This window comes from Curtobacterium sp. PhB128 (genome assembly GCF_004340725.1).
In the GTDB taxonomy this organism is placed as follows: domain Bacteria; phylum Actinomycetota; class Actinomycetes; order Actinomycetales; family Microbacteriaceae; genus Curtobacterium.
On the sequence record NZ_SLUR01000001.1, the window covers coordinates 348,006 to 372,540 of the forward strand.

The 24,535-nt window shown below is 69.5% G+C and carries 22 protein-coding genes; 14 read left to right on the forward strand and 8 right to left on the reverse strand.

All coding sequences use genetic code 11. From position 1 onward, the window contains the following. The first annotated feature begins 34 nt into the window (after positions 1–34). The 7 genes from rapZ (at position 35) to EDF23_RS01565 (ending at position 6,004) form a co-directional block, all read left to right on the forward strand. Positions 35–934, forward strand: coding sequence for an RNase adapter RapZ (rapZ, locus tag EDF23_RS01535; protein ID WP_111083956.1), 900 nt, complete (start codon positions 35–37; stop codon positions 932–934). 75 nt (positions 935–1,009) lie between these two features. Beyond that, positions 1,010–1,990 (forward strand): DNA-binding protein WhiA, encoded by a 981-nt coding sequence (whiA, locus tag EDF23_RS01540; RefSeq protein WP_111083957.1) that lies wholly within the window; start codon positions 1,010–1,012, stop codon positions 1,988–1,990. Between the two features lie 280 nt (positions 1,991–2,270). Next, positions 2,271–3,275 (forward strand): type I glyceraldehyde-3-phosphate dehydrogenase, encoded by a 1,005-nt coding sequence (gene gap / locus EDF23_RS01545; RefSeq protein ID WP_111083958.1) that lies wholly within the window; start codon positions 2,271–2,273, stop codon positions 3,273–3,275. A 3-nt stretch (positions 3,276–3,278) separates the two neighbouring features. Further along, positions 3,279–4,496: a phosphoglycerate kinase gene (locus tag EDF23_RS01550; protein ID WP_131920119.1), complete on the forward strand. Its 1,218-nt coding sequence runs from the start codon at positions 3,279–3,281 to the stop codon at positions 4,494–4,496. After that, positions 4,493–5,272: a triose-phosphate isomerase gene (tpiA, locus tag EDF23_RS01555; protein ID WP_111084168.1), complete on the forward strand. Its 780-nt coding sequence runs from the start codon at positions 4,493–4,495 to the stop codon at positions 5,270–5,272. The genes EDF23_RS01550 and tpiA overlap by 4 nt, the downstream gene beginning before the upstream one ends. Positions 5,273–5,380: 108 nt before the next feature. Beyond that, entirely contained in the window at positions 5,381–5,632 is a 252-nt protein-coding gene (gene secG, locus EDF23_RS01560) for a preprotein translocase subunit SecG (protein ID WP_017887256.1), read from the forward strand. A 3-nt stretch (positions 5,633–5,635) separates the two neighbouring features. Continuing rightward, positions 5,636–6,004 carry an RNA polymerase-binding protein RbpA gene (locus EDF23_RS01565; protein ID WP_027465686.1) on the forward strand — a complete coding sequence of 123 codons (369 nt, stop codon included), beginning with the start codon at positions 5,636–5,638 and terminating at the stop codon, positions 6,002–6,004. A 454-nt stretch (positions 6,005–6,458) separates the two neighbouring features. Here EDF23_RS01565 and pgl read toward each other — a convergent pair whose 3' ends face one another. The 6 genes from pgl to tkt form a co-directional block, all read right to left on the reverse strand. Next, the gene (gene pgl / locus EDF23_RS01570; RefSeq protein WP_111083960.1) at positions 6,459–7,229 is read right to left on the reverse strand and encodes a 6-phosphogluconolactonase; all 771 of its coding nucleotides are present in this window, start codon (positions 7,227–7,229) and stop codon (positions 6,459–6,461) included. A gap of 98 nt (positions 7,230–7,327) precedes the next feature. After that, positions 7,328–8,272: a glucose-6-phosphate dehydrogenase assembly protein OpcA gene (locus tag EDF23_RS01575; RefSeq protein WP_111083961.1), complete on the reverse strand. Its 945-nt coding sequence runs from the start codon at positions 8,270–8,272 to the stop codon at positions 7,328–7,330. After that, entirely contained in the window at positions 8,269–9,807 is a 1,539-nt protein-coding gene (zwf, locus tag EDF23_RS01580) for a glucose-6-phosphate dehydrogenase (RefSeq protein WP_111083962.1), read from the reverse strand. The genes EDF23_RS01575 and zwf overlap by 4 nt, the downstream gene beginning before the upstream one ends. Before the next feature lie 22 nt (positions 9,808–9,829). Continuing rightward, positions 9,830–11,428, reverse strand: a complete 1,599-nt coding sequence (locus EDF23_RS01585) for a glucose-6-phosphate isomerase (RefSeq protein ID WP_131920121.1) — start codon at positions 11,426–11,428, stop codon at positions 9,830–9,832. Then, positions 11,428–12,540, reverse strand: a complete 1,113-nt coding sequence (tal, locus tag EDF23_RS01590) for a transaldolase (RefSeq protein WP_131920123.1) — start codon at positions 12,538–12,540, stop codon at positions 11,428–11,430. The genes EDF23_RS01585 and tal overlap by 1 nt, the downstream gene beginning before the upstream one ends. Positions 12,541–12,667: 127 nt before the next feature. Next, on the reverse strand, positions 12,668–14,761 hold the full coding sequence (gene tkt, locus EDF23_RS01595; protein ID WP_123671736.1) for a transketolase: 2,094 nt from the start codon (positions 14,759–14,761) through the stop codon (positions 12,668–12,670). Positions 14,762–15,206: 445 nt separating this feature from the next. Here tkt and EDF23_RS01600 point away from each other — a divergent pair, with 445 nt between their 5' ends. Continuing rightward, positions 15,207–16,133: a heme o synthase gene (locus EDF23_RS01600; RefSeq protein WP_111083966.1), complete on the forward strand. Its 927-nt coding sequence runs from the start codon at positions 15,207–15,209 to the stop codon at positions 16,131–16,133. 371 nt (positions 16,134–16,504) lie between these two features. Here EDF23_RS01600 and EDF23_RS01605 read toward each other — a convergent pair whose 3' ends face one another. Then, positions 16,505–17,482: a COX15/CtaA family protein gene (locus EDF23_RS01605; RefSeq protein WP_111083967.1), complete on the reverse strand. Its 978-nt coding sequence runs from the start codon at positions 17,480–17,482 to the stop codon at positions 16,505–16,507. A 252-nt stretch (positions 17,483–17,734) separates the two neighbouring features. Here EDF23_RS01605 and sufB point away from each other — a divergent pair, with 252 nt between their 5' ends. The 5 genes from sufB (at position 17,735) to EDF23_RS01630 (ending at position 21,928) form a co-directional block, all read left to right on the forward strand. After that, positions 17,735–19,153 (forward strand): Fe-S cluster assembly protein SufB, encoded by a 1,419-nt coding sequence (sufB, locus tag EDF23_RS01610; protein WP_111083968.1) that lies wholly within the window; start codon positions 17,735–17,737, stop codon positions 19,151–19,153. Beyond that, complete coding sequence (sufD, locus tag EDF23_RS01615; protein WP_131920125.1) at positions 19,154–20,419, forward strand: Fe-S cluster assembly protein SufD; 1,266 nt, start codon at positions 19,154–19,156, stop codon at positions 20,417–20,419. Then, positions 20,419–20,745: a non-heme iron oxygenase ferredoxin subunit gene (locus EDF23_RS01620; protein ID WP_111083970.1), complete on the forward strand. Its 327-nt coding sequence runs from the start codon at positions 20,419–20,421 to the stop codon at positions 20,743–20,745. The genes sufD and EDF23_RS01620 overlap by 1 nt, the downstream gene beginning before the upstream one ends. Positions 20,746–20,816: 71 nt before the next feature. Then, positions 20,817–21,599: a Fe-S cluster assembly ATPase SufC gene (gene sufC / locus EDF23_RS01625; RefSeq protein ID WP_111083971.1), complete on the forward strand. Its 783-nt coding sequence runs from the start codon at positions 20,817–20,819 to the stop codon at positions 21,597–21,599. Continuing rightward, positions 21,599–21,928 carry a metal-sulfur cluster assembly factor gene (locus EDF23_RS01630; protein WP_111083972.1) on the forward strand — a complete coding sequence of 110 codons (330 nt, stop codon included), beginning with the start codon at positions 21,599–21,601 and terminating at the stop codon, positions 21,926–21,928. The genes sufC and EDF23_RS01630 overlap by 1 nt, the downstream gene beginning before the upstream one ends. Before the next feature lie 271 nt (positions 21,929–22,199). Here EDF23_RS01630 and EDF23_RS01635 read toward each other — a convergent pair whose 3' ends face one another. Continuing rightward, positions 22,200–22,799 carry a biotin transporter BioY gene (locus EDF23_RS01635; RefSeq protein ID WP_123294377.1) on the reverse strand — a complete coding sequence of 200 codons (600 nt, stop codon included), beginning with the start codon at positions 22,797–22,799 and terminating at the stop codon, positions 22,200–22,202. Between the two features lie 115 nt (positions 22,800–22,914). Here EDF23_RS01635 and EDF23_RS01640 point away from each other — a divergent pair, with 115 nt between their 5' ends. Then, positions 22,915–24,513, forward strand: coding sequence for an ABC-F family ATP-binding cassette domain-containing protein (locus tag EDF23_RS01640; RefSeq protein ID WP_123294378.1), 1,599 nt, complete (start codon positions 22,915–22,917; stop codon positions 24,511–24,513). Positions 24,514–24,535 lie beyond the last annotated feature (22 nt).

The window sequence follows — 24,535 nt, forward strand, 5'->3', positions numbered from 1 at the left end:
GCGCCCGGGCCGCCACGACGGAGCCCACTCCCAGATGACCGACAGCGCCACAGCGACCGCGCACGCGTCGCAGCACGACATCCTCATCGTCACCGGCATGTCCGGGGCCGGGCGTTCGACGGTCGGCAAGGCCCTCGAAGACCTCGGCTGGTACGTCGTCGACAACCTGCCGACGCAGATGCTGGCACCGCTCACCGAGCTGGCCGACCGCGCCGGCGAGAAGATCCCGAAGATCGCCACGGTCGTCGACGTCCGCGGCGGACGGTTCTTCACGGACCCGGAGCACGCGGTCGAACAGGTGCGGTCGACCACGTCCGCACGGGTCCGGGTGCTGTTCCTGGAAGCCACCGACGCCGTCCTGGTGCGGCGCTTCGAGCAGGTCCGACGACCCCACCCGCTCCAGGGCGAGGACACCCTGCTCGACGGCATCGCGCGCGAGCGGACACGGTTGGCTGGTCTGCGCGAGGCATCCGACATGGTGATCGACACCTCGGACCTGAACATCCACCAGCTCGCGAACACCGTCACCGAGCAGTTCGCCGACGATCACTTCGTGGGTGTTCAGGTGACGCTCATGAGCTTCGGGTTCAAGTACGGACTGCCCGCCGATGCCGACATGGTGGCCGACGTCCGGTTCCTGCCGAACCCCTACTGGGTCCCGGAACTCCGGGCCCACACGGGCCTCGACCAGCCCGTCTCGGACTACGTCCTGGCCCAGGCCGGAGCCCGTCCGTTCGTCGATCGGTACGTCTCCGTGCTCGAGCCGGTGCTCGAGGGGTACCAGCGCGAGAACAAAAGACACGCTACGATCGCCATCGGCTGTACCGGCGGGAAGCACCGCTCGGTCGCCATCGTCGCCGAGTTGGCGAACCTCCTCCGCGGGATGCCTGGCGTCGCCGTGCGTGTGAAGAACCGAGATCTCGGCCGGGAGTGACCGTCCCTCCGGCCGCTCCCCACGTACGTGCCGCCGGAATCGCGGGACCACCAGATGAACGTTAGGAATGATGCTGTGCCGTTGACTGCCGAGGTCAAGGACGAACTGGCCAGGGTCGCCGTGAACCGCAACACGGTCCGCGCCGCCGAACTGGCCACGATCCTCCGGTTCGCGGGTGGCCTGCACGTCATCTCGGGCCGCATCGCGGTCGAGGTGGAGCTCGACACCCGGATCATCGTGCACCGGGTCCGCAAGGACCTCGCCGAGCTGTACGGCGTCCGCAGCGAGGCGTCGGTGGGCTCGTCCGCATCGTCCCGTCGTGGCACCCGCTACCTGGTCCGCGTGCTCGAGGCGGGGGAGACCCTCGCACGCCAGACCGGTCTGATGGACGCCCGTCGTCGCCCCGTCCGCGGGCTGCCGAACCGGCTCACCACGGGCAACCGCGAGGACCTCGCCGCGATCTGGCGCGGTGCGTTCCTCGCCTCCGGCACCCTGACCGACCCGGGCCGGGCCGCAGCGCTCGAGGTCACGTGCCCCGGCAACGAGGCCGCCATGGCCCTCGTCGGCGCCGCGTCGCGTCTCGGCGTCGCCGCGAAGGGCCGCGAGGTCCGTGGCGTCCACCGCGTCGTCATCCGCGACGGCGAGGCCATCGGCCAGATGCTCACGGTGATGGGCGCCGCCCGCACCACCGCCGACTGGGAGGAGATGCGGCAGCGTCGCGAGGTCCGTGCGACCGCGAACCGCCTCGTCAACTTCGACGACGCCAACCTCCGCCGTTCGGCGCAGGCCGCCGTCGCCGCCTGCGCCCGCGTCGAGCGCGCGCTCGAGATCCTCGGCGACGAGGTCCCCGACCACCTGCAGTACGCCGGCGCGCTGCGCCTGCAGCACCGCGACGCGTCGCTCGACGAGCTCGGCCAGCACGCCGACCCGCCCATGACGAAGGACGCCATCGCCGGTCGCATCCGCCGACTCCTCGCCATGGCCGACAAGCGCGCGTCCGACCTCGGCATCCCCGGGACGGAAGCGAGCGTCCCCGAGGAGCTCGAGGGCGTCTGAGACGGGTCGTCCGACCTGCGTGACGGGAGGCGCGGTGCCAGCTGGCACCGCGCCTCCCGTCCGTTCTGTGGGGGCGCCCACGGGCCGCACCGACGTCGTTCCGGACGTTGCGGACGACCGTCCGGACGGACCGTCACACCGCACTGCCTGGCAGGGTCCGACTGCTAGGGTCGTTACGGCGACGTTACGGGGCGTATCGTCCACCACACGCGGGCCCGACAGGGCCAGCGCCCTCCGAAAGCAGCGCCCCTCGGGCGCTCCACACCCACCAGGAGATCCATTGACCGTCAAGATCGGTATCAACGGCTTCGGCCGTATCGGCCGCAACTTCTTCCGGGCCGCCCTCGCGAAGGGCTCCGACCTCGAGATCGTGGCGGTGAACGACCTCACCGACAACGCCGCGCTGGCGAACCTGCTGAAGTTCGACTCCATCACGGGTCGTCTCGGCGTCTCCGTCGAGCTCGACGGCGACAACATCGTCGTCGACGGCAAGGCCATCAAGGTCCTCGCGGAGCGCGACCCCGCCAACCTCCCCTGGGGCGAGCTGGGCGTCGACATCGTCATCGAGTCGACCGGCTTCTTCACCAAGGCCGCCGATGCGCAGAAGCACATCGACGCGGGCGCCAAGAAGGTCATCATCTCCGCCCCGGCCACCGGTGACGACGTCACCATCGTCCTCGGCGTGAACGAGGACCAGTACGACCCGGCGAACCACAACATCATCTCGAACGCGTCCTGCACCACGAACAGCCTCGCGCCGCTCGCCAAGGTGTTCAACGACAAGTTCGGGATCGAGCGTGGCCTCATGACCACGATCCACGCCTACACCGCCGACCAGAACCTGCAGGACGGCCCGCACAAGGACCCCCGTCGTGCCCGTGCGGCCGCGCTGAACATCGTCCCGACCTCGACCGGTGCCGCCAAGGCCATCGGCCAGGTCATGCCGGAGCTCGCTGGCAAGCTCGACGGCTTCGCGCTCCGCGTCCCGGTCCCGACCGGCTCGATCACCGACCTCACCCTCGAGACCAAGTCCGAGGTCACCGTCGACGAGATCAACGCCGCGTACAAGGAGGCCGCAGAGGGCCCGCTCAAGGGCATCCTGCTCTACAGCGAGGACCCGCTGGTGTCGACCGACATCACGACGGACCCGCACTCCTCGATCTACGACTCCGGCCTGACCAAGGTCATCGGCGGTCTCGTGAAGATCACCTCGTGGTACGACAACGAGTGGGGCTACTCGAACCGTCTCGTCGACCTGACCGAGTACGTCGGCGAGCGTCTGTAACACATGGCCCTCCGCACCCTCGAGGACCTCGGCGACCTTGCCGGCAAGCGCGTCGTCGTCCGTTGTGACCTGAACGTCCCGCTCAAGGACGGCACCATCACGGACGACGGCCGCGTGCGGGCGTCCCTGACGACCCTCAACACCCTCATCACCGCCGGCGCGCGCGTCATCGTGATCTCCCACCTGGGCCGCCCCGACGGGGAACCCAAGCCGGAGTTCTCGCTCGCGCCGGTCGGCCAGCGGCTCTCCGAGCTGCTCGGCAAAGAGGTCACGTTCGTCGGCGAGACCGTCGGCGACGAGGCGACCGCAGCCGCCGGGGCCCTCGAGGACGGCGACGTCCTGCTGCTCGAGAACCTCCGGTTCAACCCGGAGGAGACCTCGAAGGACGCTGCCGCGCGCTCCGCGTTCGCGGACCGCATCGCGGCACTCGGTGACGCCTTCGTCTCCGACGGCTTCGGTGTCGTGCACCGCAAGCAGGCCTCGGTCTACGAACTCGCGTCCGCGCTGCCCAGCGCAGCCGGTTCGCTCATCGAGACCGAACTGCGGGTGCTCGAGCGCCTGACCTCCTCGCCGGAACGGCCGTACACGGTCGTGCTCGGTGGCTCGAAGGTCAGCGACAAGCTCGGCGTCATCGACCACATCCTGCCCAAGGTCGACACGCTGTGCATCGGCGGCGGCATGCTCTTCACCTTCCTCGCGGCCCAGGGCCACGGAGTGGCGAAGTCGCTGCTCGAAGCCGAACAGCTCGACGTCGTCCGCGAGTACCTCTCGCGGGCGAAGGAGCTCGGCGTGACGATCGACCTGCCGACCGACGTCGTGGTGGCCTCCGGGTTCTCCGCCGACGCGGCGCACGAGACGGTGGCGGCCGACGCGATCGAGTCGTCGTCGTTCGGCACTGACGGCATCGGCCTCGACATCGGCCCGGAGACGGCGGCGCGGTTCGCGTCGGCGGTGTCCGGTTCGAAGACGGTGTTCTGGAACGGTCCGATGGGCGTGTTCGAGTTCCCGGCCTTCGCCGCCGGCACGAAGACCGTCGCCAAGGCCCTGACCGAGGTCGACGGCCTCGGTGTCGTTGGCGGTGGCGACTCCGCCGCTGCGGTCCGCTCGCTCGGCTTCTCGGACGACCAGTTCGGGCACATCTCGACCGGTGGCGGTGCGAGCCTCGAGTTCCTCGAGGGCAAGTCGCTTCCCGGTCTCGAAGCACTGGGGTGGTCCGCATGACCCGCACGCCGTTGATCGCCGGCAACTGGAAGATGAACCTGGACCACCTCCAGGCCATCGCCACGGTCCAGAAGCTCGCGTGGACCCTGAAGGACGCCCGCCACGACTTCGACGACGTCGAGGTCGCGGTGTTCCCGCCCTTCACCGACTTGCGGAGCGTGCAGACGCTCATCTCGGCCGACAAGCTGCCGATCCACTTCGGTGCGCAGGACCTGTCGCAGTACGACTCCGGTGCCTACACCGGCGACGTCTCCGGCGCGTTCCTGTCGGCGCTCGACGCGCAGTACGTCATCGTCGGACACTCCGAGCGGCGCACGCTGCACGGTGAGACCGACGAGGTCGTCGCGGCCAAGACCGCCGCGGCCGTTAAGCACGGCCTCGTGCCGGTCGTCTGCGTCGGCGAGACCGGTGAGCAGCGCGAACAGCGCGGCGCCGGCGTCGTGCCGGTCGAGCAGCTCCGCGTCGTGCTCGACGCCGTGCAGCCGTCCGACATCGTCGTCGCCTACGAGCCCGTCTGGGCGATCGGTTCCGGCCAGGCGGCCACCGCCGAGCAGGCGCAGGACGAGTGCGCCGCGATCCGTCGCGGCATCGCTGCTGCCTGGGGCGACCAGGCCGCTGCCGACACGCGCGTCCTGTACGGCGGTTCGGTAAAGTCCGGCAACATCGCCGGGTTCCTCCGTGAGCCCGACATCGACGGCGCCCTCGTCGGCGGGGCATCCCTCGACGTGCAGGAGTTCGCGGCGATCGCCCGGTTCCGCCAGCACGTCGGGCTGTAGCCACACCGGCTGGCGTCGGGCTGTAGTCCGCACCACTCCCGTCCGTGTACCGGCCGTGCCCCGCGCGGCCGGTACACTGGTACGGCTGACTGACACGAAAGGTACGTCGTGGCGATACTCTCCGTCGTGCTGCAGGTCCTGCTCGCAATCACGAGCCTCCTGCTCACGCTCCTCATCCTCCTGCACAAGGGCCGCGGTGGCGGCCTCTCCGACATGTTCGGTGGCGGCGTGACGAGCAACCTCGGGGCGTCCGGCGTCGCCGAGCGCAACCTCAACCGCATCACGGTGATCCTCGGTCTGGTCTGGATCGTCTCCATCATCGTGCTCGGTCTCATCAACAAGTTCACGGCGGGGGTCTGATCCATGGCTAGCGGAGGCAGTGCAATCCGAGGGTCCCGCGTCGGCGCCGGACCGATGGGCGAACAGGACCGTGGTGTCCAGGCCGAGCGTGTGGCGATCTCCTACTGGGACGCCCTCGGCAACGAGGTCGTGCGGTACTTCGCCGCGAACCTCCCGGACGAAGAGATCCCCGAGACGGTCGATTCGCCGTCGAGCGGGCTCCCCGCCGGGCGCGACAAGGAGAACCCTCCCGTGGTCTCCAAGACGGAGCCCTACAAGACGCACCTCGCGTACGTGAAGGAGCGTCGGACTGAGGAAGAGGCAGCGCAGCTCCTCGAGGACGCGCTCCAGCAGCTCCGCGAGCGTCGCGGTACCGCTGCCAAGAAGGCGTAGCGCCCACACACACTGACGAAGGCCCCCGCACCGTGATGGTGTGGGGGCCTTCGTGCGTCGTGGGCGCGGGTGGCAGTGCTCACCTCGCGGGAGCTTACTCCCGGAGTGGTCACGACGCGCCGTGTGCGGCTCGCGGTGGTGGCACGTTCTGTCGCTTGCGGCGCCCGCAGCCGACAGTTCTTGACCGCTCGGCGTCGTGTCGGCGGGGTGTCGCAATCGTTCGGTTGCCGGGTGCCGCGCGGAGAGCCGGCTCGCCGAGTGGTCACGACATGCCGCGTGCGGTTCGCTGCGGCGGCGGTTTCTGTCGCCCGGGGCGCGTTCAGGCGACACTTCTTGACCGCTCGGCGCCGGCGAGCGGGTGTGGGGCGGCGGTGGGAGCGGTGGGCGCGACCACAGACGGACGGGAGGCCCGGTGCCAGCTGGCACCGGGCCTCCCGTCAGGCAGGACGCGCGTCTAGTACGTCGACGCGATGAGGTTCTCGGGGACGTCGCGCGCGGCGTCCTGGTCCACGAAGAACACGGTGCGCTTGCGACCCTGGACGCCGCCCACGGGGACGTCCTCGACCGAGGCGCCCGCCAGGGCGAGCCCGAGGACCGACGCCTTCTCGGCACCGGACAGGATGACCCACACGCGCTGCGAGGCGTTGATCACCGGGTAGGTGACCGTCAGACGCTGCGGCGGCGGCTTGGGGGAGTCGTCGACCGACACGACGGCGCGGTCGGTGACCGTGAGCTGCGGGAACTCGGGGAAGAGCGACGCGGTGTGCCCGTCGGGGCCGACACCGAGCAGCGTGATGTCGAAGCGCGGAGCGACGGCGCCCTCGTACGCGGCGTCCTGCAGTTCACGCTCGTACTGCAGCGCGGCCGCTTCGATGTCGATGCCGGCGTCGGACGCGGGCATCGGGTGGATGTTCGACTCCGGGATGTCGACGTGGTCGAAGAAGTCGGTCTGCGTCCCCGTGGTGTTGCGGTCGGCGTCACCGGCCGGCACCCAGCGCTCGTCGACCCACCAGACGTGGACCTTCGACCAGTCGACGCTCTCGCGCGCCGGCGACTGGCCGATCGCGGCGAGGACGAGGGACGACACCGAGCCACCGCTGATCGCGATGTCGGCACGCTCCTGCTCGTCGAGCACGTCGATGATCTTGGTGATGAAGCGTGCGGCGACCGAAGCGCCGAGGGCCTGCTTGTCCGGGTGCACGAGCACCCGCCGTTCGTTGGTCACGTGACTCCCGTGTTCGTGGCGGCCGACCGGTCGTACGACCGCCTTCGGTCCGGTCGGGCCGCCTGCACCAGACAGACGACCCGACCGTTGTGGGGTGCTCAGCGGGCGATGGTCTCGCGCAGCTGGGGAACCCCGTGCTTGACGACGTCTCCGAAGAGGACGTCCGGGTCGAGTCTACGGAGTTCCTCGGCCAGGCAGTCACGCAGGTTGCGGCGTGGCAGCGACAGGTCGTGCGTGGGCTGACCGGGCATCGAGAGCGTCGCGACGTCCACCAGGGAACGCTCGAGGTCGATGGTGCCCGACTCGCGCACGAGCTTGACGCCGTGGATGCCGCTCGAGCCGGTCGCACGCGGCGACGTGGTGACCGTCACCGGCACCTCGAGCTGGAGCTGCAGCCACGCGGCGAGCAGGATCGTCGACGGGCTGTCCGACGCGCCCGTCACCTCGACGCCCGTGATGGGCTCGTACGGCGGCTGGTCGAGCGCCGCGGCGAGCTGGTTCCGCCACAGGGTCAGCCGGGTCCACGCGAAGTCGGTGTCGCCCGGAACGTACGAGGCACCGAGGGCCTCGATCGCGCCGTTCGGGTCCTTCTGCGCGGCGGCGTCGGTGATCCGGCGCTGGGCGATGCGGCCCAGTGCCGAGGCCGACGGCTGCGACGGCGCGGTCTGCGGCCACCAGGCCACGACCGGGGCGTCCGGCAGGAGCAGGCCCGTGACCAGGCTCTCCTCGTCGGTCGCGGTCTCGCCGTAGGCGCGGAGGACGATGACCTCACTGGCGCCCGCGTCGCTGCCCACGCGGATCTGCGCGTCGAGACGGCCGGGCGACTTCGTGTCGCCGTCGTTCTTCGACACGATGATCACGCGCATCGGGTGCTCGCGGGACGCCTCGTTCGCGGCCTCGATCGCTTCTTCCTCGTGGCCGAGGGCCGTCGAGATGATCAGCGTGAGGACACGACCGAGGGCGACGGCGCCGCCCTCTTCGCGGATGTGGACGAGCTTCTTCTGGATCTTCGAGACCGTGGTGTTCGGCAGGTCGATCTTCATGGACGCCTCCAGGTCCGGCCGTCGCGGGCGAGCAGGGCATCGGCGGACGCCGGACCCCACGTGCCGGGACGGTACTGCTCGGGCTGGCCCTGCGTGGCCCAGAACTCCTCGATCGGGTCGAGGATCTTCCAGGACAGCTCGACCTCCTGGTGCCGCGGGAACAGCGGCGGATCGCCGAGGAGCACGTCGAGGATGAGTCGTTCGTACGCCTCAGGGGATGCCTCGGTGAAGGCGTGGCCGTAGCCGAAGTCCATCGTCACGTCGCGCACCTGGGTGCCGACGCCGGGGACCTTCGAGCCGAACCGGAGCGTGACGCCCTCGTCCGGCTGGACGCGGATCACGAGCGCGTTCTGACCGAGGGGGGACTGCGAGTTGCCGTAGACGTCCTCGGGGACGCGCTTGAAGACGATCGCGATCTCGGTCACACGGCGCCCGAGCCGCTTGCCGGCGCGCAGGTAGAACGGGACGCCCTGCCAGCGACGGGTCGCGATGTCGAGCTTGATCGCGGCGTACGTCTCGGTGCCGGACTCGGGGTTCATCCCGGCCTCGTCGAGGAAGCCGAGCACCTTCTCGCCGCCCTGCCAGCCGCCGGCGTACTGTCCACGCGCCGTGGCGGTCGACAGGTCCTCGGGCAGCCGCACGGCGGACAGCACCTTCTCCTTCTCGGCACGCAGGTCGGCGGCCTTGAACGAGACGGGCTCCTCCATCGCGGTGAGCGCGAGGAGCTGCAGCAGGTGGTTCTGGATGACGTCGCGCGCAGCGCCGATGCCGTCGTAGTACGCGGCACGTCCCGCGACGCCGATGTCCTCGGCCATCGTGATCTGCACGTGGTCGACGTAGTTCGAGTTCCAGATGGGTTCGTACATCTGGTTCGCGAACCGGAGCGTCAGCAGGTTCTGGACGGTCTCCTTGCCGAGGTAGTGGTCGATGCGGAACACGTCGTCGGGCGCGAAGACGCTCTCGACGATCGCGTTCAGCTCGCGCGCGGTGCGGAGGTCGGAGCCGAACGGCTTCTCGACGACCACGCGGCTCCACGAGCCCTCGCGCTTCGCGGTGAGGCCGGACAACTTCAGCTGCTCGGTCACCACCGGGAACATCTTCGGCGGGATGGACAGGTAGAACGCGTGGTTGCCCAGCGTCCCGCGCTCGGCGTCCAGGTCGTCGACGGTCTGCTTGAGCTGCAGGAACGCCTCGGGGTCGTCGAACGAGCCCTGGACGAAGCGGATGCCCTGTTCGAGCTGACGCCAGACGTCCTCGTCGAACGGGGTGCGGGAGTGCTCCTTGACGGCGTCGTGCACGAGCTGGGAGAAGTCTTGGTCCTCCCAGTCGCGACGGGCGAAGCCGACGAGCGCGAACCCCGGGGGCAGGAGCCCCCGGTTGGCCAGGTCGTAGACCGCCGGCATCAGCTTCTTGCGTGACAGGTCGCCCGTCACGCCGAAGATGATGAGCGTGCTCGGTCCCGCGATCCGGTTCAGTCGACGATCCGTCGGCAGCCGGAGCGGGTTGTGCTCCGGGGTGATTGCCACCGGTGACATGAGTCGGTGAACTCCTTACGAGTCAGTGGGAGACGGCGGAGGCGATGGCCGCGGTGGCGGCGCGCACGTCCGACGTCGTGAGGGTGAGGACCGGGCGGCCGTGCTGCGCGAGGACACTCGCGTCACCCGCTGCCTGGGCCTGGAGGAGCTGGCCGAACGTGAACGGCCGACCCGGGATCGCCAGGTCGTCCGGTTCGTCCGCCACGATCTGCAGGAACACTCCCGTGGCGGGTCCGCCCTTGTGGTACTGCCCGGTCGAGTGCAGGAACCGCGGGCCGTACCCGAAGGTGACCGGCCGACGCGTGCGCGCCGCCAGGGCGTCGCGGAGCGTCTCGAGGTCACGGTTCGTGGTGCGGTCGACGTACGCCTGCACCGCCACGTAGCCGGTGGCGTCCAGTTCGGACAGGAGGCCCGTCACGGCTTCTGCGAGCGTCGTCCCGACCGGCAGTCCGGGCGTCGCGGAGACGGCGATGCCGTCCTCGGTGAACGCGGGGTCCGCAGGCGCGGGACGGTCGTCGAGCAGCGCACGGGTCGCGACCTTGGCAGCCTCGACGTCGGGCTGGTCGAACGGGTCGATGCCGAGCAGCCGCCCGGCGGCGGCGACGGCGTACTCCCAGACGAGGATCTGACCACCGAGGGTCCCGGTGATCTCGACCTCGCCCTCGGCGACGTGGCGCTCGTCCTCGCGCGAACCGACCAGGCGGATGACCTGGACGTCCGGCAGGGCTGCGGAGACCTCGGGGGAGTCGGCGTGCAGGACGACGGGCAGCAGGCCACGTCCGCTCTTGCCGGTCGACTCCGCGATCAGCTGCTCCACCCAGTCGCCGAACCCGACGATGTGGGTGCCGTCCGGCACGATGGCGATCTTGTCGCGCAGCGGGTCGGTGCCGGCGAGGACCGCACCGAGCACGAGCCCGGGGTTCTCGTCGAGGTCGACCGACAGCAGCGCGGAGATGGCGTCGGCCTCGTCCAGCAGCTCGGCGATGTCCGCTCCGGCGAGACCGGAGGGCACCAGTCCGAACGCGGTGAGGGCCGAGTAGCGGCCGCCGACGGTCGGGTCGGCGGTGAAGACCCGGTAGCCGGCGTCGATCGCGGCGGCCTCGAGCGCGGAGCCCGGGTCGGTGACGACGACGATGCGGCCGGTGGGGTCGATGCCCGCGTCGCGGAACGCCTGCTCGTAGACGCGGCGCTGGGAGTCGGTCTCGAGCGTGGAGCCGGACTTCGACGAGACGACGAGCACGGTGCGCTCGAGGTCCGTCGTGACGGCGGCGCGGACCTGCGCGGGGTCGGTCGAGTCGAGCACCGTCAGCGGGACGCCGGCGGTGCGCGTGATGACCTCCGGCGCGAGCGACGAGCCGCCCATGCCGGCGAGGACGACGTGGTCGACCCCTTCGGCACGGAGCGACTCGCGCAGCGCGGTGATCTGGGCGACGAGCGGGCGGGAGACCGAGACGGCCTCCACCCAGCCGAGGCGCTTGGACGCCTCGGCCTCGGCGTCCGGTCCCCACAGCTCGGGGTCCTGGGCGGTGATGCCCGAGGCCACCAGGTCAGCGACGAGCCGCGGGACCACCGAGTCGATGGCCCGCGCGGCATCGCCGCTGGCAGCGATGGAAACCGTCACTACTTGGCGCCCTCGAGCGCGGTCTTCACGGTGTCGACGAGCTCGCCCCACGAGACGTTGAACTTGTCCACGCCCTCCTTCTCGAGCAGCGCCACGACGTCGTCGTAGTCGATGCCCTGCGCGGCGAGCTGGTCGAGGACCTGCTGCGCGGCGTCGAAGGTGCCGGCGATGGCGTCGCCGTGGATCTCACCGTGGTCGAACGTGGCGTCGAGCGTCTTGCCCGGCATCGTGTTCACGGTGTTCGGGGCGGCGAGCTCGGTCACGTAGAGCGTGTCGGGCAGCGACGGGTCCTTGACGCCGGTCGAGGCCCAAAGCGGACGCTGCGTGTTCGCACCGGCCTCGAGCAGGCCGAGGGCGCGCTCGGAGGCGAACGCCTCGGTCCAGACCTGGTAGGCGAGCTGCGCGTTGGCGATGCCGGCCTTCGACTTCAGGGCATTGGCCTCGTCGGTGCCGACGGCGTCCAGGCGCTTGTCGATCTCGGAGTCGACGCGCGACACGAAGAACGAGGCGACCGAGTGGATCTTCGACAGGTCGTGACCGGCGGCCTTGGCCTTCTCGAGCCCACCGAGGTAGGCGTCGATGACGGCGCGGTAGCGCTCGAGCGAGAAGATCAGGGTGACGTTGACGGAGATGCCGGCGCCGATGACCTCGGTGATGGCCTCGAGACCCTCGACCGTTGCGGGGATCTTGATGAGGACGTTCTCGCGGCCGACCTTCTCGAACAGGAACTTGGCCTGCTCGATGGTCTTGGCGGTCTCGTGGGCGAGGCCCGGCTCGACCTCGATCGAGACGCGGCCGTCGAAGCCCTTGGTCTCGTCGTAGATCGGCTTGAAGACGTCGGACGCGTTGGCGACGTCCTGCGTGGTGATCTCGAAGATCGCCTCGGTCACGTCGGTGCCGGCGGCGGCCAGCTCCTTGACCTGGGCGTCGTAGCGCTCGCCCTTGGCGAGGGCCGACGCGAAGATCGTCGGGTTGGTGGTCACGCCGACGACGTTCTTCTGCGCGATGAGGTCGGTGAGCTTGCCGGTCTCGAGGAGCTCGCGGGACAGGTCGTCGAGCCAGATGCTCACGCCGACCGCGGAGAGGGCGGCAGTGGGGGTGTTCTCAGCCATGTGTTTCTCTTCTTTCCTTCATCGGCCTGATGGCCGGGGTCTGGGGGACCGGGGGCGCGTGGCGGAGCCGAACCGCGCCTCCCGGCAGAAGGGCCGGATCCGGCGAACCGGACCCGGCCCCTGCGGGTCAGGAAGCCGCGATGGATTCCTTCGCGGCGGCCACGACGTGTTCCGTCGTGAAGCCGAACTCCTTGAAGAGCGTCTGGTAGTCGGCCGAGGCACCGAAGTGCTCGATCGAGACGCTGCGGCCCTTGTCGCCGACGATGTCGCGCCAGCTCATGGCGATGCCGGCCTCGACCGACACGCGAGCGGTGACGTCCTTCGGGAGCACCTGGTCCTGGTAGTTCTCGGACTGGGCGCGGAACCACTCGATGGACGGTGCGCTCACGACGCGGGCGTTGATGCCCTCGCCCTTGAGCTGCTCACGGGCCTCGACGGCGATCTGGACCTCGGAACCGGTCGCGATGAGGATCACGTCCGGGGTGCCGTTCGGCGCCTCGGCCAGGATGTACGCACCCTTGGCGACGTTCTTCGCCGAAGCGAAGACCTCACCGGAGGCGTCGCCTTCGCCACGCTCGAACACCGGCAGGTTCTGACGGCTCAGCGCGATGCCGGCCGGGCGGTCGGTGTGCTTGAGCATCTCGAGCCAGGCGTACGCGACCTCGTTGGCGTCGGCGGGGCGGACCACGTCGAGACCCGGGATCGCACGGAGCGACGAGACCTGCTCGATCGGCTGGTGCGTCGGGCCGTCCTCGCCGAGGGCGACGGAGTCGTGGGTCCAGACGTAGATCGCCGGGGCGCCCATGAGCGCGGCGAGACGGACCGCCGGACGCATGTAGTCGCTGAAGATCAGGAACGTGCCGCCGAAGGGGCGGGTGTTCCCGTGCAGGACGATGCCGTTGAGGATCGAGCCCATGGCGTGCTCGCGGATGCCGAAGTGCAGCACGCGGCCGTACGGGTCGGTGCTCCACGTCGACGTCGAGGCCTCGGCCGGACCGAAGGACTTGGCGCCCTCGATCGTGGTGAGGTTCGACTCGGCGAGGTCGGCCGAGCCACCCCAGAACTCGGGCATCAGCGGCGCGATGGCGTTGATGACCTTGCCGGAGGCGGCACGGGTCGAGACGGCCTTGTCGGTCGGGAAGACCGGCAGTGCTGCCTCGAGGTCCGCGGGGAGCTCCTTGGCGTTGACGCGGTCGAACAGCGCCTTCTTGTCGGCGTTGGCAGCAGCCCACGCGTCGAAGGTCTTCTGCCACTCGGCGTGCTGCGCCTGGCCCTTGGCGACGGCGCCGCGGGTGTACTCGAGGACCTCGGGGGCGACCTCGAAGGTCTTCGCGGTGTCGAAGCCGAGGACCTCCTTGAGGCCCTTGATCTCGTCGGCGCCGAGCGCCGAACCGTGGATCTTGCCGGAGTTCTGCTTGGTCGGCGACGGCCAGCCGATGATCGTCTTGAGGACGATGAGCGACGGCTTGTCGGTGACCTGCTGGGCGGCCTCGATCGCGGCGTGGAGCTCCACGGCGTCCTCGGAGTACTCGCCGGTCTTCTTCCAGTCGACGATCTGGACGTGCCAGCCGAGCGCCTCGTAGCGCTCGGGGACGCTCTCCGAGAACGCGATGTCGGTGTTGTCCTCGATCGAGATCTGGTTCGAGTCGTAGAACGCGATCAGGTTGCCGAGCTGCTGACGGCCGGCGAGCGAGCCCGCCTCGTTCGTCACGCCCTCCTGCATGTCGCCGTCACCGGCGATCACGTAGGTGAAGTGGTCGAACGGCGACTGGCCGGCCGGGGTCTCCGGGTCGAACAGGCCGCGCTCGAAGCGCTGGGCGTAGGCGAAGCCGACCGAGGACGCGAGGCCCTGGCCGAGCGGGCCGGTGGTGATCTCGACACCGTCGGTGTGGCCGTACTCCGGGTGACCCGGGGTCTTCGAGCCCCACTTGCGCAGGTGCTGCAGGTCGTCGAGCTCGAGGCCGTAGCCGTGCAGGTAGAACTGCACGTACTGCAGGATCGAGGCGTGACCGGCGGAGAGGATGAAGCGGTCGCGGCCGATCCAGGTGGAGTCGCTCGGGTCGCGACGCATCACCTTCTGGAAGAGCAGGTGTGCGAGCGGCGCGAGGCTCATCGCGGTGCCGGGGTGACCGTTGCCGGCGGCCTCGACCGAGTCGGCGGCGAGAACGCGGGCCGTGTCGACGGCCTTCCGGTCGATGGCGTCCCAGGTGAATTCAGCCACTTGGATGTTGACCCTTCTTGATGCGACATGTGCGAGGGCTCGTGCCATCGCACGGACATGTGGCCATCCCGGGGCCGAGTCGTGTCGCCGTCTAGCGGCGGCCGACCGGCTCATCGCGGCCGACGTCATCGGGGCGCGCACTGCGGGAGGGCAGGTCCAGCATAGTGACCAGCCACTCAGAAGGGGTTCAGGTGACGCCCGATGTTCACGAGTCGGGTCACCCGGGCCCTCGTCCGCCGGGCGTGTCGTGCTCCGCGGCCCGTCGTTCTGCACGGGATGTCTGCACGGGATGGGGGAGCGGGGCGTCATCGCGGCGCTTCCATCACGTAAACTGTCGACGACCCGTGGACATTCCGGGTCAGCGCATGCCCGGACGCCGCCGCAGTCGTCCACCGAGTGTGCGAGCTGATGCGAACAGACTGAGGTTCCCTTGCCGACTGCCACCGTGACCAGGCCCGACACCGATCGACCCCGATCGACGCTGTCCCGCAAGGTCCGTGCGTACGTCTCGTTGACCAAGCCGCGGGTCATGGAGCTGCTGCTCGTGACCACCGCGCCGACCATGTTCCTGGCCGAGCGTGGCGTGCCGGACCTCTGGCTCGTGTTCTGGACGATGCTGGGCGGGGCGATGTCCGCCGGCTCGGCGTCGGCCTTCAACTGCTACATCGACCGTGACATCGACCGCCTGATGAAGCGGACGAGCACCCGCCCGCTGGTGACCGGTGAGCTCTCGGACCGCGAAGCCCTCGTGTTCTCGTGGATCCTCGGCGTCCTGTCGACGGCGGTGCTCGGGTTCCTGGTGAACTGGCTCGCCGCGGCCCTGAGCGTCATCGCGATCCTCATCTACGTGTTCGTCTACACGCTGTGGCTCAAGCGCCGCACCCCGCAGAACATCGTGTGGGGCGGCTCGGCCGGCTGCATGCCCGTGCTCATCGGCTGGGCGGGCGTCACCGGCTCCCTCACCTGGGCCCCGGTCATCCTCTTCATGGTCATCTTCCTCTGGACGCCGCCGCACTACTGGCCGCTGTCGATGAAGTACCGCGACGACTACGACGCCGCCGACGTCCCGATGCTCGCCGTGGTCCGCGGTCGCACCGTCGTCGGCCTGCAGGTCGTGCTGTACGCCTGGGCGACGCTCGTCTGCTCGCTCCTGCTCATCCCCGTTGCGCACATGGGGCCGCTGTACACCGTGGTCGCACTGGCCGGTGGCATCTGGTTCGTCGTCGAGTCGCACCGGCTGTACTCGCGGGCGATCCAGCACGTCGAGCACGTGCAGCCGATGCGTGTGTTCCACAGCTCGATCACGTACCTGACGCTGCTCTTCATCGCCGTGGGCATCGACCCGCTGCTGCCGCAGGTCTTCACCTTCTAGGCACTGCGGGCCGCCACTGGGCGACGTCGTACGACGAACTCGATGTCGTACGACGTCCTTCGTCGTCGGTGCGCGTGCGCGACGGTTGCGCGCGCGGGGATGCGACGTCCTCGACGTCGTGCGACGTCGAGGACGTCGTTCCGGGTCAGCGCGCGATCTGGCGCGGCTGTGGACGTGCGCACGGGGCAGACGGGAGGCGCGGGGCGGCGCCGCCACGGGCCTCCTGGCCGCCGGGGGCGTACGTGGGCGCGGGGCGCACGCGTGTGGTTGCGCCCCGCGTGACCCTGCGCACCGCGAACACGACACCCCGCGAGTCGATCGACTCGTGGGGTGTCGCAGAACGGGTGTTGCGCGTGCGACGCGCCCGGGCGTCAGGCGGCGTCGAGTGGTTCGCGCACGGCTTCGCGACCGGCGCTGGCGCGCGTGGCGAGCACGACCGCCGTGGTGGCCCCGACGAGCAGCCCGGCGAGCACCATGTGCGTGCCCACCAGCCCGACGGGCAGGCCGGTGCGGGCCTGGGTCAGACCGACGGCGATCTGCAGGAACTCGACGACGAGCAGCAACAGCGCCCACTTGCTCGAGATCCGGAGCCGGACGGCGCCGACGACGAGCACGAGGGTGAGCGCGAACAGGGCGTACGCGGGCCAGGCGTGCACGTGCTCCATCACCGCGGGGTCGAAGCCCGTGCGGTGCAGCATGCCGCCGTCGACGGCCTCGTCGGCACCGGCGTGCGGGCCGCTGCCGGTCGTCAGGATGCCGACGAGCACGGTGACCACGACGGCGGCGACCGTGCCGCGGACGACGCCGGTGTACCAACCGGGAACGAGGCGGTGGCTGGTGCGGGGGCCGTGCATCGTCCGGTAGACCAGGGCCGCGGTGACCGAGGTCAGGGCGGCGGACACGACGAAGTGCAGCCCGACGACGAACGGGTTGAGGTTCGTGAGCACGCTGAGCCCGCCGATGACGGCCTGGACCGGGATCGCGACGCCCTGAGCGAACGCGAGCCAGAACAGTTCGGGGCGCGTGCGGAGCATCCGGACCACGGCCAGGAACATCGCGATCGCCACGATGACGAGCACGAAGGTGAGCAGTCGGTTGCCGAACTCGATGATCCCGTGGATGCCCATCTCGGGCGTGGAGACGAGCGAATCGGCCGTGCACTTGGGCCAGGTGGGGCATCCGAGGCCCGACGCGGTCAGGCGGACGAGGCCGCCGGTGCCGATCAACACGACCTCGACCACGAACGAGGCCCACGCCAGCGCGATGACCCGGCGGTCGACGACCCGGGGGAGCGACCACCACCGTGCGGTCCGGAGATCCTGGTCGACGGGGGGTCCGACGCGAGTCACGAGGGTGGTGCCTTCCTGTTGTTCCGTGCAGTGAACCTGTAGGATTCGAGGGTTCAGCAGCAGTCAAGTCTAGGCAGGCGCCGGCTCCGAATGGGCCGAGATCGCCGATCGATCCAGGGACTGCGTGGAACCATTGTCGTTGCGAGGGAGCAGCACCGTGTCCGCCTGTCGGCGGTCTGCGGTGGAATGGCGTCCAGACGCCACGGGTTGACACCTGAAGACGCTGCCCCGCGAGAAGGAAACGAGGAGACCATGTCCGACGTGCTCATCGACCGTCCCGAGCTCGAAGGGCTCGGGCAATACGAGTTCGGCTGGTCCGACTCCGACTCGGCCGGGGCCTCGGCCCGCCGTGGGGTCTCGGACGAGGTCGTCACCGACATCTCGAACCTCAAGCACGAGCCCGAGTGGATGCTCAAGAACCGGCTCAAGGGCCTGCAGCTCTTCGGCCGCAAGCCGATGCCGACGTGGGGTGCCGACCTGACGGGCATCGACTTCGACAACATCAAGTACTTCGTGCGCTCCACCGAGAAGCAGGCGCAGTCGTGGGAGGACCTCCCCGAGGACATCCGCGCGACCTACGAGAAGCTCGGCATCCCCGAGGCCGAGCGCCAGCGCCTCGTCGCCGGTGTCGCCGCGCAGTACGAGTCCGAGGTCGTGTACCACCAGATCCGCGAGGACCTGGAGCAGCAGGGTGTCATCTTCATGGACACCGACACCGCGCTCCGCGAGCACCCCGAGCTCTTCCAGGAGTACTTCGGCACCGTGATCCCGGCCGGCGACAACAAGTTCGCCGCGCTGAACACGGCCGTGTGGTCCGGCGGCTCGTTCGTCTACGTCCCCAAGGGCGTCCACGTCGAGATCCCGCTCCAGGCCTACTTCCGGATCAACACCGAGAACATGGGCCAGTTCGAGCGGACGCTGATCATCGCGGACGAGGACTCCTACGTCCACTACATCGAGGGCTGCACCGCCCCGATCTACAAGTCGGACTCGCTGCACTCGGCCGTCGTCGAGATCATCGTGAAGAAGAACGCCCGCGTTCGGTACACGACGATCCAGAACTGGTCGAACAACGTCTACAACCTCGTGACCAAGCGTGCGATCGCGCACGAGGGCGCCACGATGGAGTGGATCGACGGCAACATCGGCTCCAAGGTGACGATGAAGTACCCGTCGATCTACCTCGCCGGTGAGCACGCCAAGGGCGAGACCCTGTCCGTCGCGTTCGCCGGCCCCGGCCAGCACCAGGACGCCGGCGCGAAGATGATCCACATGGCGCCGTACACGACGTCGTCGATCGTCTCGAAGTCGATCGCCCGTGGCGGCGGTCGCGCAGGGTACCGCGGCGAGGTCCGGGTGGACCCGGCGGCGCACCACGCGGCGAACACCGTGCGGTGTGACGCGCTGCTCGTCGACACGATCAGCCGGAGCGACACGTACCCGGCGATCGACATCCGCGTCGACGACGTCCAGCTCGGGCACGAGGCCACGGTCTCGCGCGTGAGCGAGGAGCAGCTCTTCTACCTGATGTCCCGCGGCATGGCCGAGGACGAAGCGATGGCGATGATCGTCCGTGGCTTCATCGAGCCGATCGCCCGCGAGCTCCCGATGGAGTACGCGCTCGAACTCAACAAGCTCATCGAGATGAGCATGGAAGGATCCGTCGGCTAGATGTCCAGCACCACCCCTCCCCACATCGACCAGCCGATCGAGCCCGCGGCACCCGCCCAGGGTGCCGAACAGCACGGCGCCGGAGCCCACTCCGACGGCGGCTGGGACGCCCCGGACAAGAAGATCCCGGTCCAGACCCGCTCCGAGCGGTTCCAGTCCGGCGACCTCGACGCGTTCCCGACCGTCACCGGCCGCGAGGTGAACTGGAAGTTCGCGCCCCTGGCGAAGCTCCAGCCGCTCCTCGACGGTGGTCTCGACGGATCCGCCTACCGGTTCCTCGCCCGCCAGTCCGACGGTGCCGACGTCGAGTGGGGTCGCAGCGACGACCCCCGCGTCGGGACCGCCGGTCTGCCCGAGGACCGTGCAGCGGCCGCTGCGTGGACCGCGCGCGACGCCGTCCTCGCCGTCACCGTCAAGGCAACCGAGGCGCACGAGTTCATCACCATCACGCGTTCCGACTTCGGCACGCAGCCCCGAGCGGCGCACACGGTCATCACGGCCGAGCCGCACGCCCAGGGCATCGTCGTGCTCGACAACCGCGGCAGCGCACTGCTCAGCGAGAACATCGAGATCGTCGTGCAGGACGGCGCACGCCTGACCGTCGTCAGCCTGCAGGACTGGGACGACGACGCGGTGCACGTCTCGACGCACTTCGCCGAGGTCGGCCGCGACGCCTTCCTGAAGCACGTCGTGGTCTCGCTCGGCGGCGACGTCATCCGGGTCAACCCCTCGACGCACCTCGGTGCGCAGGGCGCCGACACCGAGATGTACGGCGTGTACTTCGCCGACGCCGGTCAGTACATCGAGCAGCAGGTCTACGTGAACCACGACGCGCCGAACACGCGCGGTCGGGTCAACTACAAGGGCGCGCTGCAGGGCAAGGGCGCGCACACCGTGTGGATCGGTGACGTGCTCATCGGTCGCGCCGGTGACGGCACCGACTCGTACGAGCAGAACCGCAACCTCGTGCTGACCGACGGCACCCGTGCCGACAGCATCCCGAACCTCGAGATCGAGACGGGCAACATCGAGGGCGCCGGCCACGCGAGTGCGACCGGTCGCTTCGACGACGAGCAGCTGTTCTACCTGCAGGCCCGCGGCATCCCCGAGGAAGAAGCGCGTCGTCTCGTCGTGCTCGGCTTCCTGGTCGACGTCATCCAGAAGATCGGTGCGCCCGAGCTCGAGGAACGACTCATCGCCGCGGTCGAGCAGGAGCTCGCCGAGGGCCGCTCGGTGATCGTCGCGCCGGCGGAGGCCGACGCCTGATGCCCACGAAGGTCTGCGCGGAGTCCGAGATCGCGGTGGACAGCCCCATGCGCGCCGTCGTCGACGGCACCGCGGTGGCCATCGTGAAGGACTCGTCCGGCACCGTGCACGCCATCGGCGACACCTGCACCCACGGGGACATCTCGCTGGCCGAGGGCTTCATCGAGGGCGACACGCTCGAGTGCTGGGCCCACGGCTCCCGCTTCTCGCTCGCCACGGGGAAGCCGCAGAACTTCCCGGCGTACGAGCCCGTCCCGGTGTTCCGGGTCGAGGTGCGTGAGGGCGACGTCTACGTCGACGTGCACGACCCCGTGCCCGTCGACTGACACCGCCTCCCGGCCCCCACACTTTCCGCGGCCCGTCCGCGACACGACAGAAAACCGAAGGAACCCACGCAATGTCCACTCTGGAAATCCGCGACCTCCAGGTCTCGATCGACACCGATCAGGGCACCAAGGAGATCCTCAAGGGTGTCGACCTCACGATCAACGAGGGCGAGATCCACGCGATCATGGGGCCGAACGGCTCCGGCAAGTCCACGCTGGCGTACACGATCGCCGGTCACCCCCGGTACAACGTCGTCGGTGGCTCGATCACCCTCGACGGCGAGGACGTCCTCGCGATGAGCGTCGACGAGCGCGCCCGCGCCGGCATGTTCCTGGCGATGCAGTACCCGGTCGAGATCCCCGGCGTGACGGTGTCGAACTTCCTCCGCACCGCCAAGACGGCGATCGACGGCGAGGCCCCGGCCCTGCGCGGCTGGATCAAGGAGCTCCGCCAGTCGATGGCCGACCTCAAGATGGACTCGTCGTTCGCCGAGCGCAACGTCAACGAGGGCTTCTCCGGTGGCGAGAAGAAGCGCCACGAGATCATGCAGCTCGAGCTCCTCAAGCCCCGCTTCGCCGTGCTCGACGAGACCGACTCCGGCCTCGACGTCGACGCGCTGAAGATCGTGTCCGAGGGCGTGAACCGCGCCAAGGCCGCGACCGGCCTGGGCGTGCTGCTCATCACGCACTACACGCGCATCCTCCGCTACATCAAGCCGGACTTCGTGCACGTGTTCGTCGCGGGCAAGGTCGCCGAGCAGGGTGGCCCGGAGCTCGCCGACCGCCTCGAGAACGAGGGCTACGACCGCTACGTGCAGGCCGCGGCGGCGTCCGCCGCAGAGGCGCAGGCCTGATGATCGCGGCACTCGCCCCGGAGAAGTTCGACGAGGTCGTCGAGGGCCTGAAGGAGGTCCAGGACCCGGAGCTCGGCGTCAACATCGTCGACCTCGGCCTGATCTACGACCTGGCCTGGGACGACGAGGCCTCGGCGCTCGTGATCAGCATGACGCTGACGAGTGCCGGCTGCCCGCTGACCGACGTCATCGAAGGCGACACCGCGAACGCCCTCGACGGCATCGTGGACGCCTTCCGCATCAACTGGGTCTGGATGCCGCCGTGGGGTCCGGAGCGGATCACCGACGACGGGCGCGAGATGATGCGTGCGCTCGGGTTCGCGATCTAGTCGCGACCACACCGCAGACGGGAGGCCCGGTGCCAGCTGGCACCGGGCCTCCCGTCTGTCCGTGGTCGCGCCACGCGCGGAGCGCGACACGCCGCTCACGTTCGCCGAGCGGTCACGTTCTGTCGGCCGACCGCGCTCCGGGCGACGGAAGGTGACCACTCGGCGTCCGGCTGGCGGGGAGTCGTGACCGACCCTCGGCCCGCCGCCCCGCACGCAGCGGACGCAGAACGGCCCCGCACCGATCGGTGCGGGGCCGTTGTCGTGCGCAGCGTCAGCGGCGGCCGAGCGCCTTCCACGCGAGCGGCACGATGCCCGCAGCGATGAGCGCCTTCGCGATCCCACCGACGATGAACGGGTACAGGCCGGCGGCGAGCACCGACTGCAGGTCGTTCGGTGCGCCGAGCTGCCCGAGCACGACCGCCAGGTACGGCAGTCCGGTCACGAACGGGATGGCGCTCGCGAGCAGCATCGCGACGGCTGCGCGCCCGAAGTGCCGGTCCCAGTTGCGGCGGGCCAGCCAACCGACGACGCCCGCGGCGGGGATGAACCCGATGACGTAGCCGAAGCTCGGCACGGCCAGGGCCTGCAGGCCGCCGGTCATGTCGGCGAAGAACGGCGCACCCGCCAGGCCGGCGACGGCGTAGACGAGCAGCGAGAGCATGCCGCGGCGGGCACCCAGGGTCGCGCCGACGAGGACGACGGCGAGCGTCTGCCCGGTGATCGGGACCGGCCACATCGGGACCTCGAGCTGTGCCATCGCAGCGGTGAACAGGGCTCCGCCGGCGACGAGGGCGGCGTTCGTGGCCAGCCCGTGCGTCCGCAGACGGTCGGCGAGGACTGCGCGGGGAGCGAACCCGGTGGCGTTCGTCATGGATTCTCCTAGAATGGACTGCTGGTCCCGTTCGGAACCATCGGTCCCGTCAGCGTAGCGGTGCACCTCACGCACACGTCGTTGTGCAAACCCACCAACTGATTGGACGTCCACTGTGCTTGCCGTGCACGAACTCGAGATCCGCGTCGGAGCTCGTCTCCTCATGGAAGACGTGTCCTTCCGTGTCGAGAAGGGCGAGAAGATCGGACTCGTCGGCCGCAACGGCGCGGGGAAGACGACGATGACCAAGGCCCTCGCGGGCGAGACGCAGCCGAACGGCGGCACGATCGACCGCGGTGGTGAGATCGGCTACCTGCCGCAGGACCCGCGCTCCGGCGACCCGGAGGAGACCGCACGCAAGCGCATCCTCGACGCCCGCGGGCTCGGTGAGCTCGTGGAGGGCATCCGCCTCGCCACGCTCGACATGGCGAGCGAGGACACCGCCGTCGCCGAGAAGGCGATGCGCCGGTACAGCCGACTCGACGACCAGTTCAACGCGCTCGGCGGCTACGCGGCCGAGGCCGAGGCGGCGTCGATCGCGTCGAACCTCAAGCTGCCGGACCGCATCCTCGACCAGCAGCTCAAGACCCTGTCCGGTGGTCAGCGTCGTCGCATCGAGCTCGCGCGGATCTTGTTCTCGGATGCCGAGACGATGATCCTCGACGAGCCCACGAACCACCTCGACGCCGACTCGGTCGTGTGGCTGCGCGAGCACCTGAAGACCTACCCCGGTGGCGTCATCATCATCTCCCACGACGTCGAACTCGTGGAAGAGGTCGTCAACCGCGTGTTCTACCTCGACGCCAACCGCCAGACCATCGACATCTACAACATGGGCTGGAAGCTCTACCAGCGGCAGCGCGTCGCCGACGAGGAGCGTCGTCGCAAGGAGCGCGCCGGCGCCGAGAAGAAGGCCGCCACGCTCAAGGACCAGGCCGCCCGGTTCGGGGCGAAGGCCTCGAAGGCCGCCGCTGCGCACCAGATGGTCGCGCGTGCCGACAAGCTGCTCGCTGGTCTCGAGGACGAGCGCGTCGCCGACCGGGTCGCCAAGATCCGCTTCCCCACGCCGGCCCCGTGCGGCCGCACGCCGCTCATGGCCGAGGGGCTGTCGAAGTCCTACGGGTCGCTCGAGATCTTCGCGGGCGTCGACCTGGCGATCGACCGCGGTTCGCGCGTCGTCATCCTCGGGTTCAACGGTGCCGGCAAGACGACGCTGCTCCGGATCCTCGCGGGTGCCGACCTGCCCGACACCGGTGAGATCCAGCCCGGCCACGGTCTGCGCATCGGGTACTACGCGCAGGAGCACGAGAACATCGACATCAACCGCACCGTGATCGAGAACATGGTGTCGGCGTCGACCGACCTCAACGAGACCGAGGCCCGTCGCGTGCTCGGTTCGTTCCTGTTCACCGGGGACGACGGCTACAAGAAGGCCGGGGTCCTGTCCGGCGGTGAGAAGACGCGTCTGTCGCTCGCGATGATCGTCGTCTCGGGCGCGAACGTGCTGCTGCTCGACGAACCGACGAACAACCTGGACCCGGCGTCGCGCGAGGAGATCCTCAACGCCCTCGCCGGGTTCGAGGGCGCCGTCGTCCTGGTGTCGCACGACGCCGGTGCCGTCGAGGCGCTCAACCCCGAGCGCGTGCTGCTCCTGCCGGACGGTACCGAGGACCACTGGAACAAGGACTACGCGGAGCTCATCGAGCTCGCCTAGCGGGCGGTCACGACACCCCGCT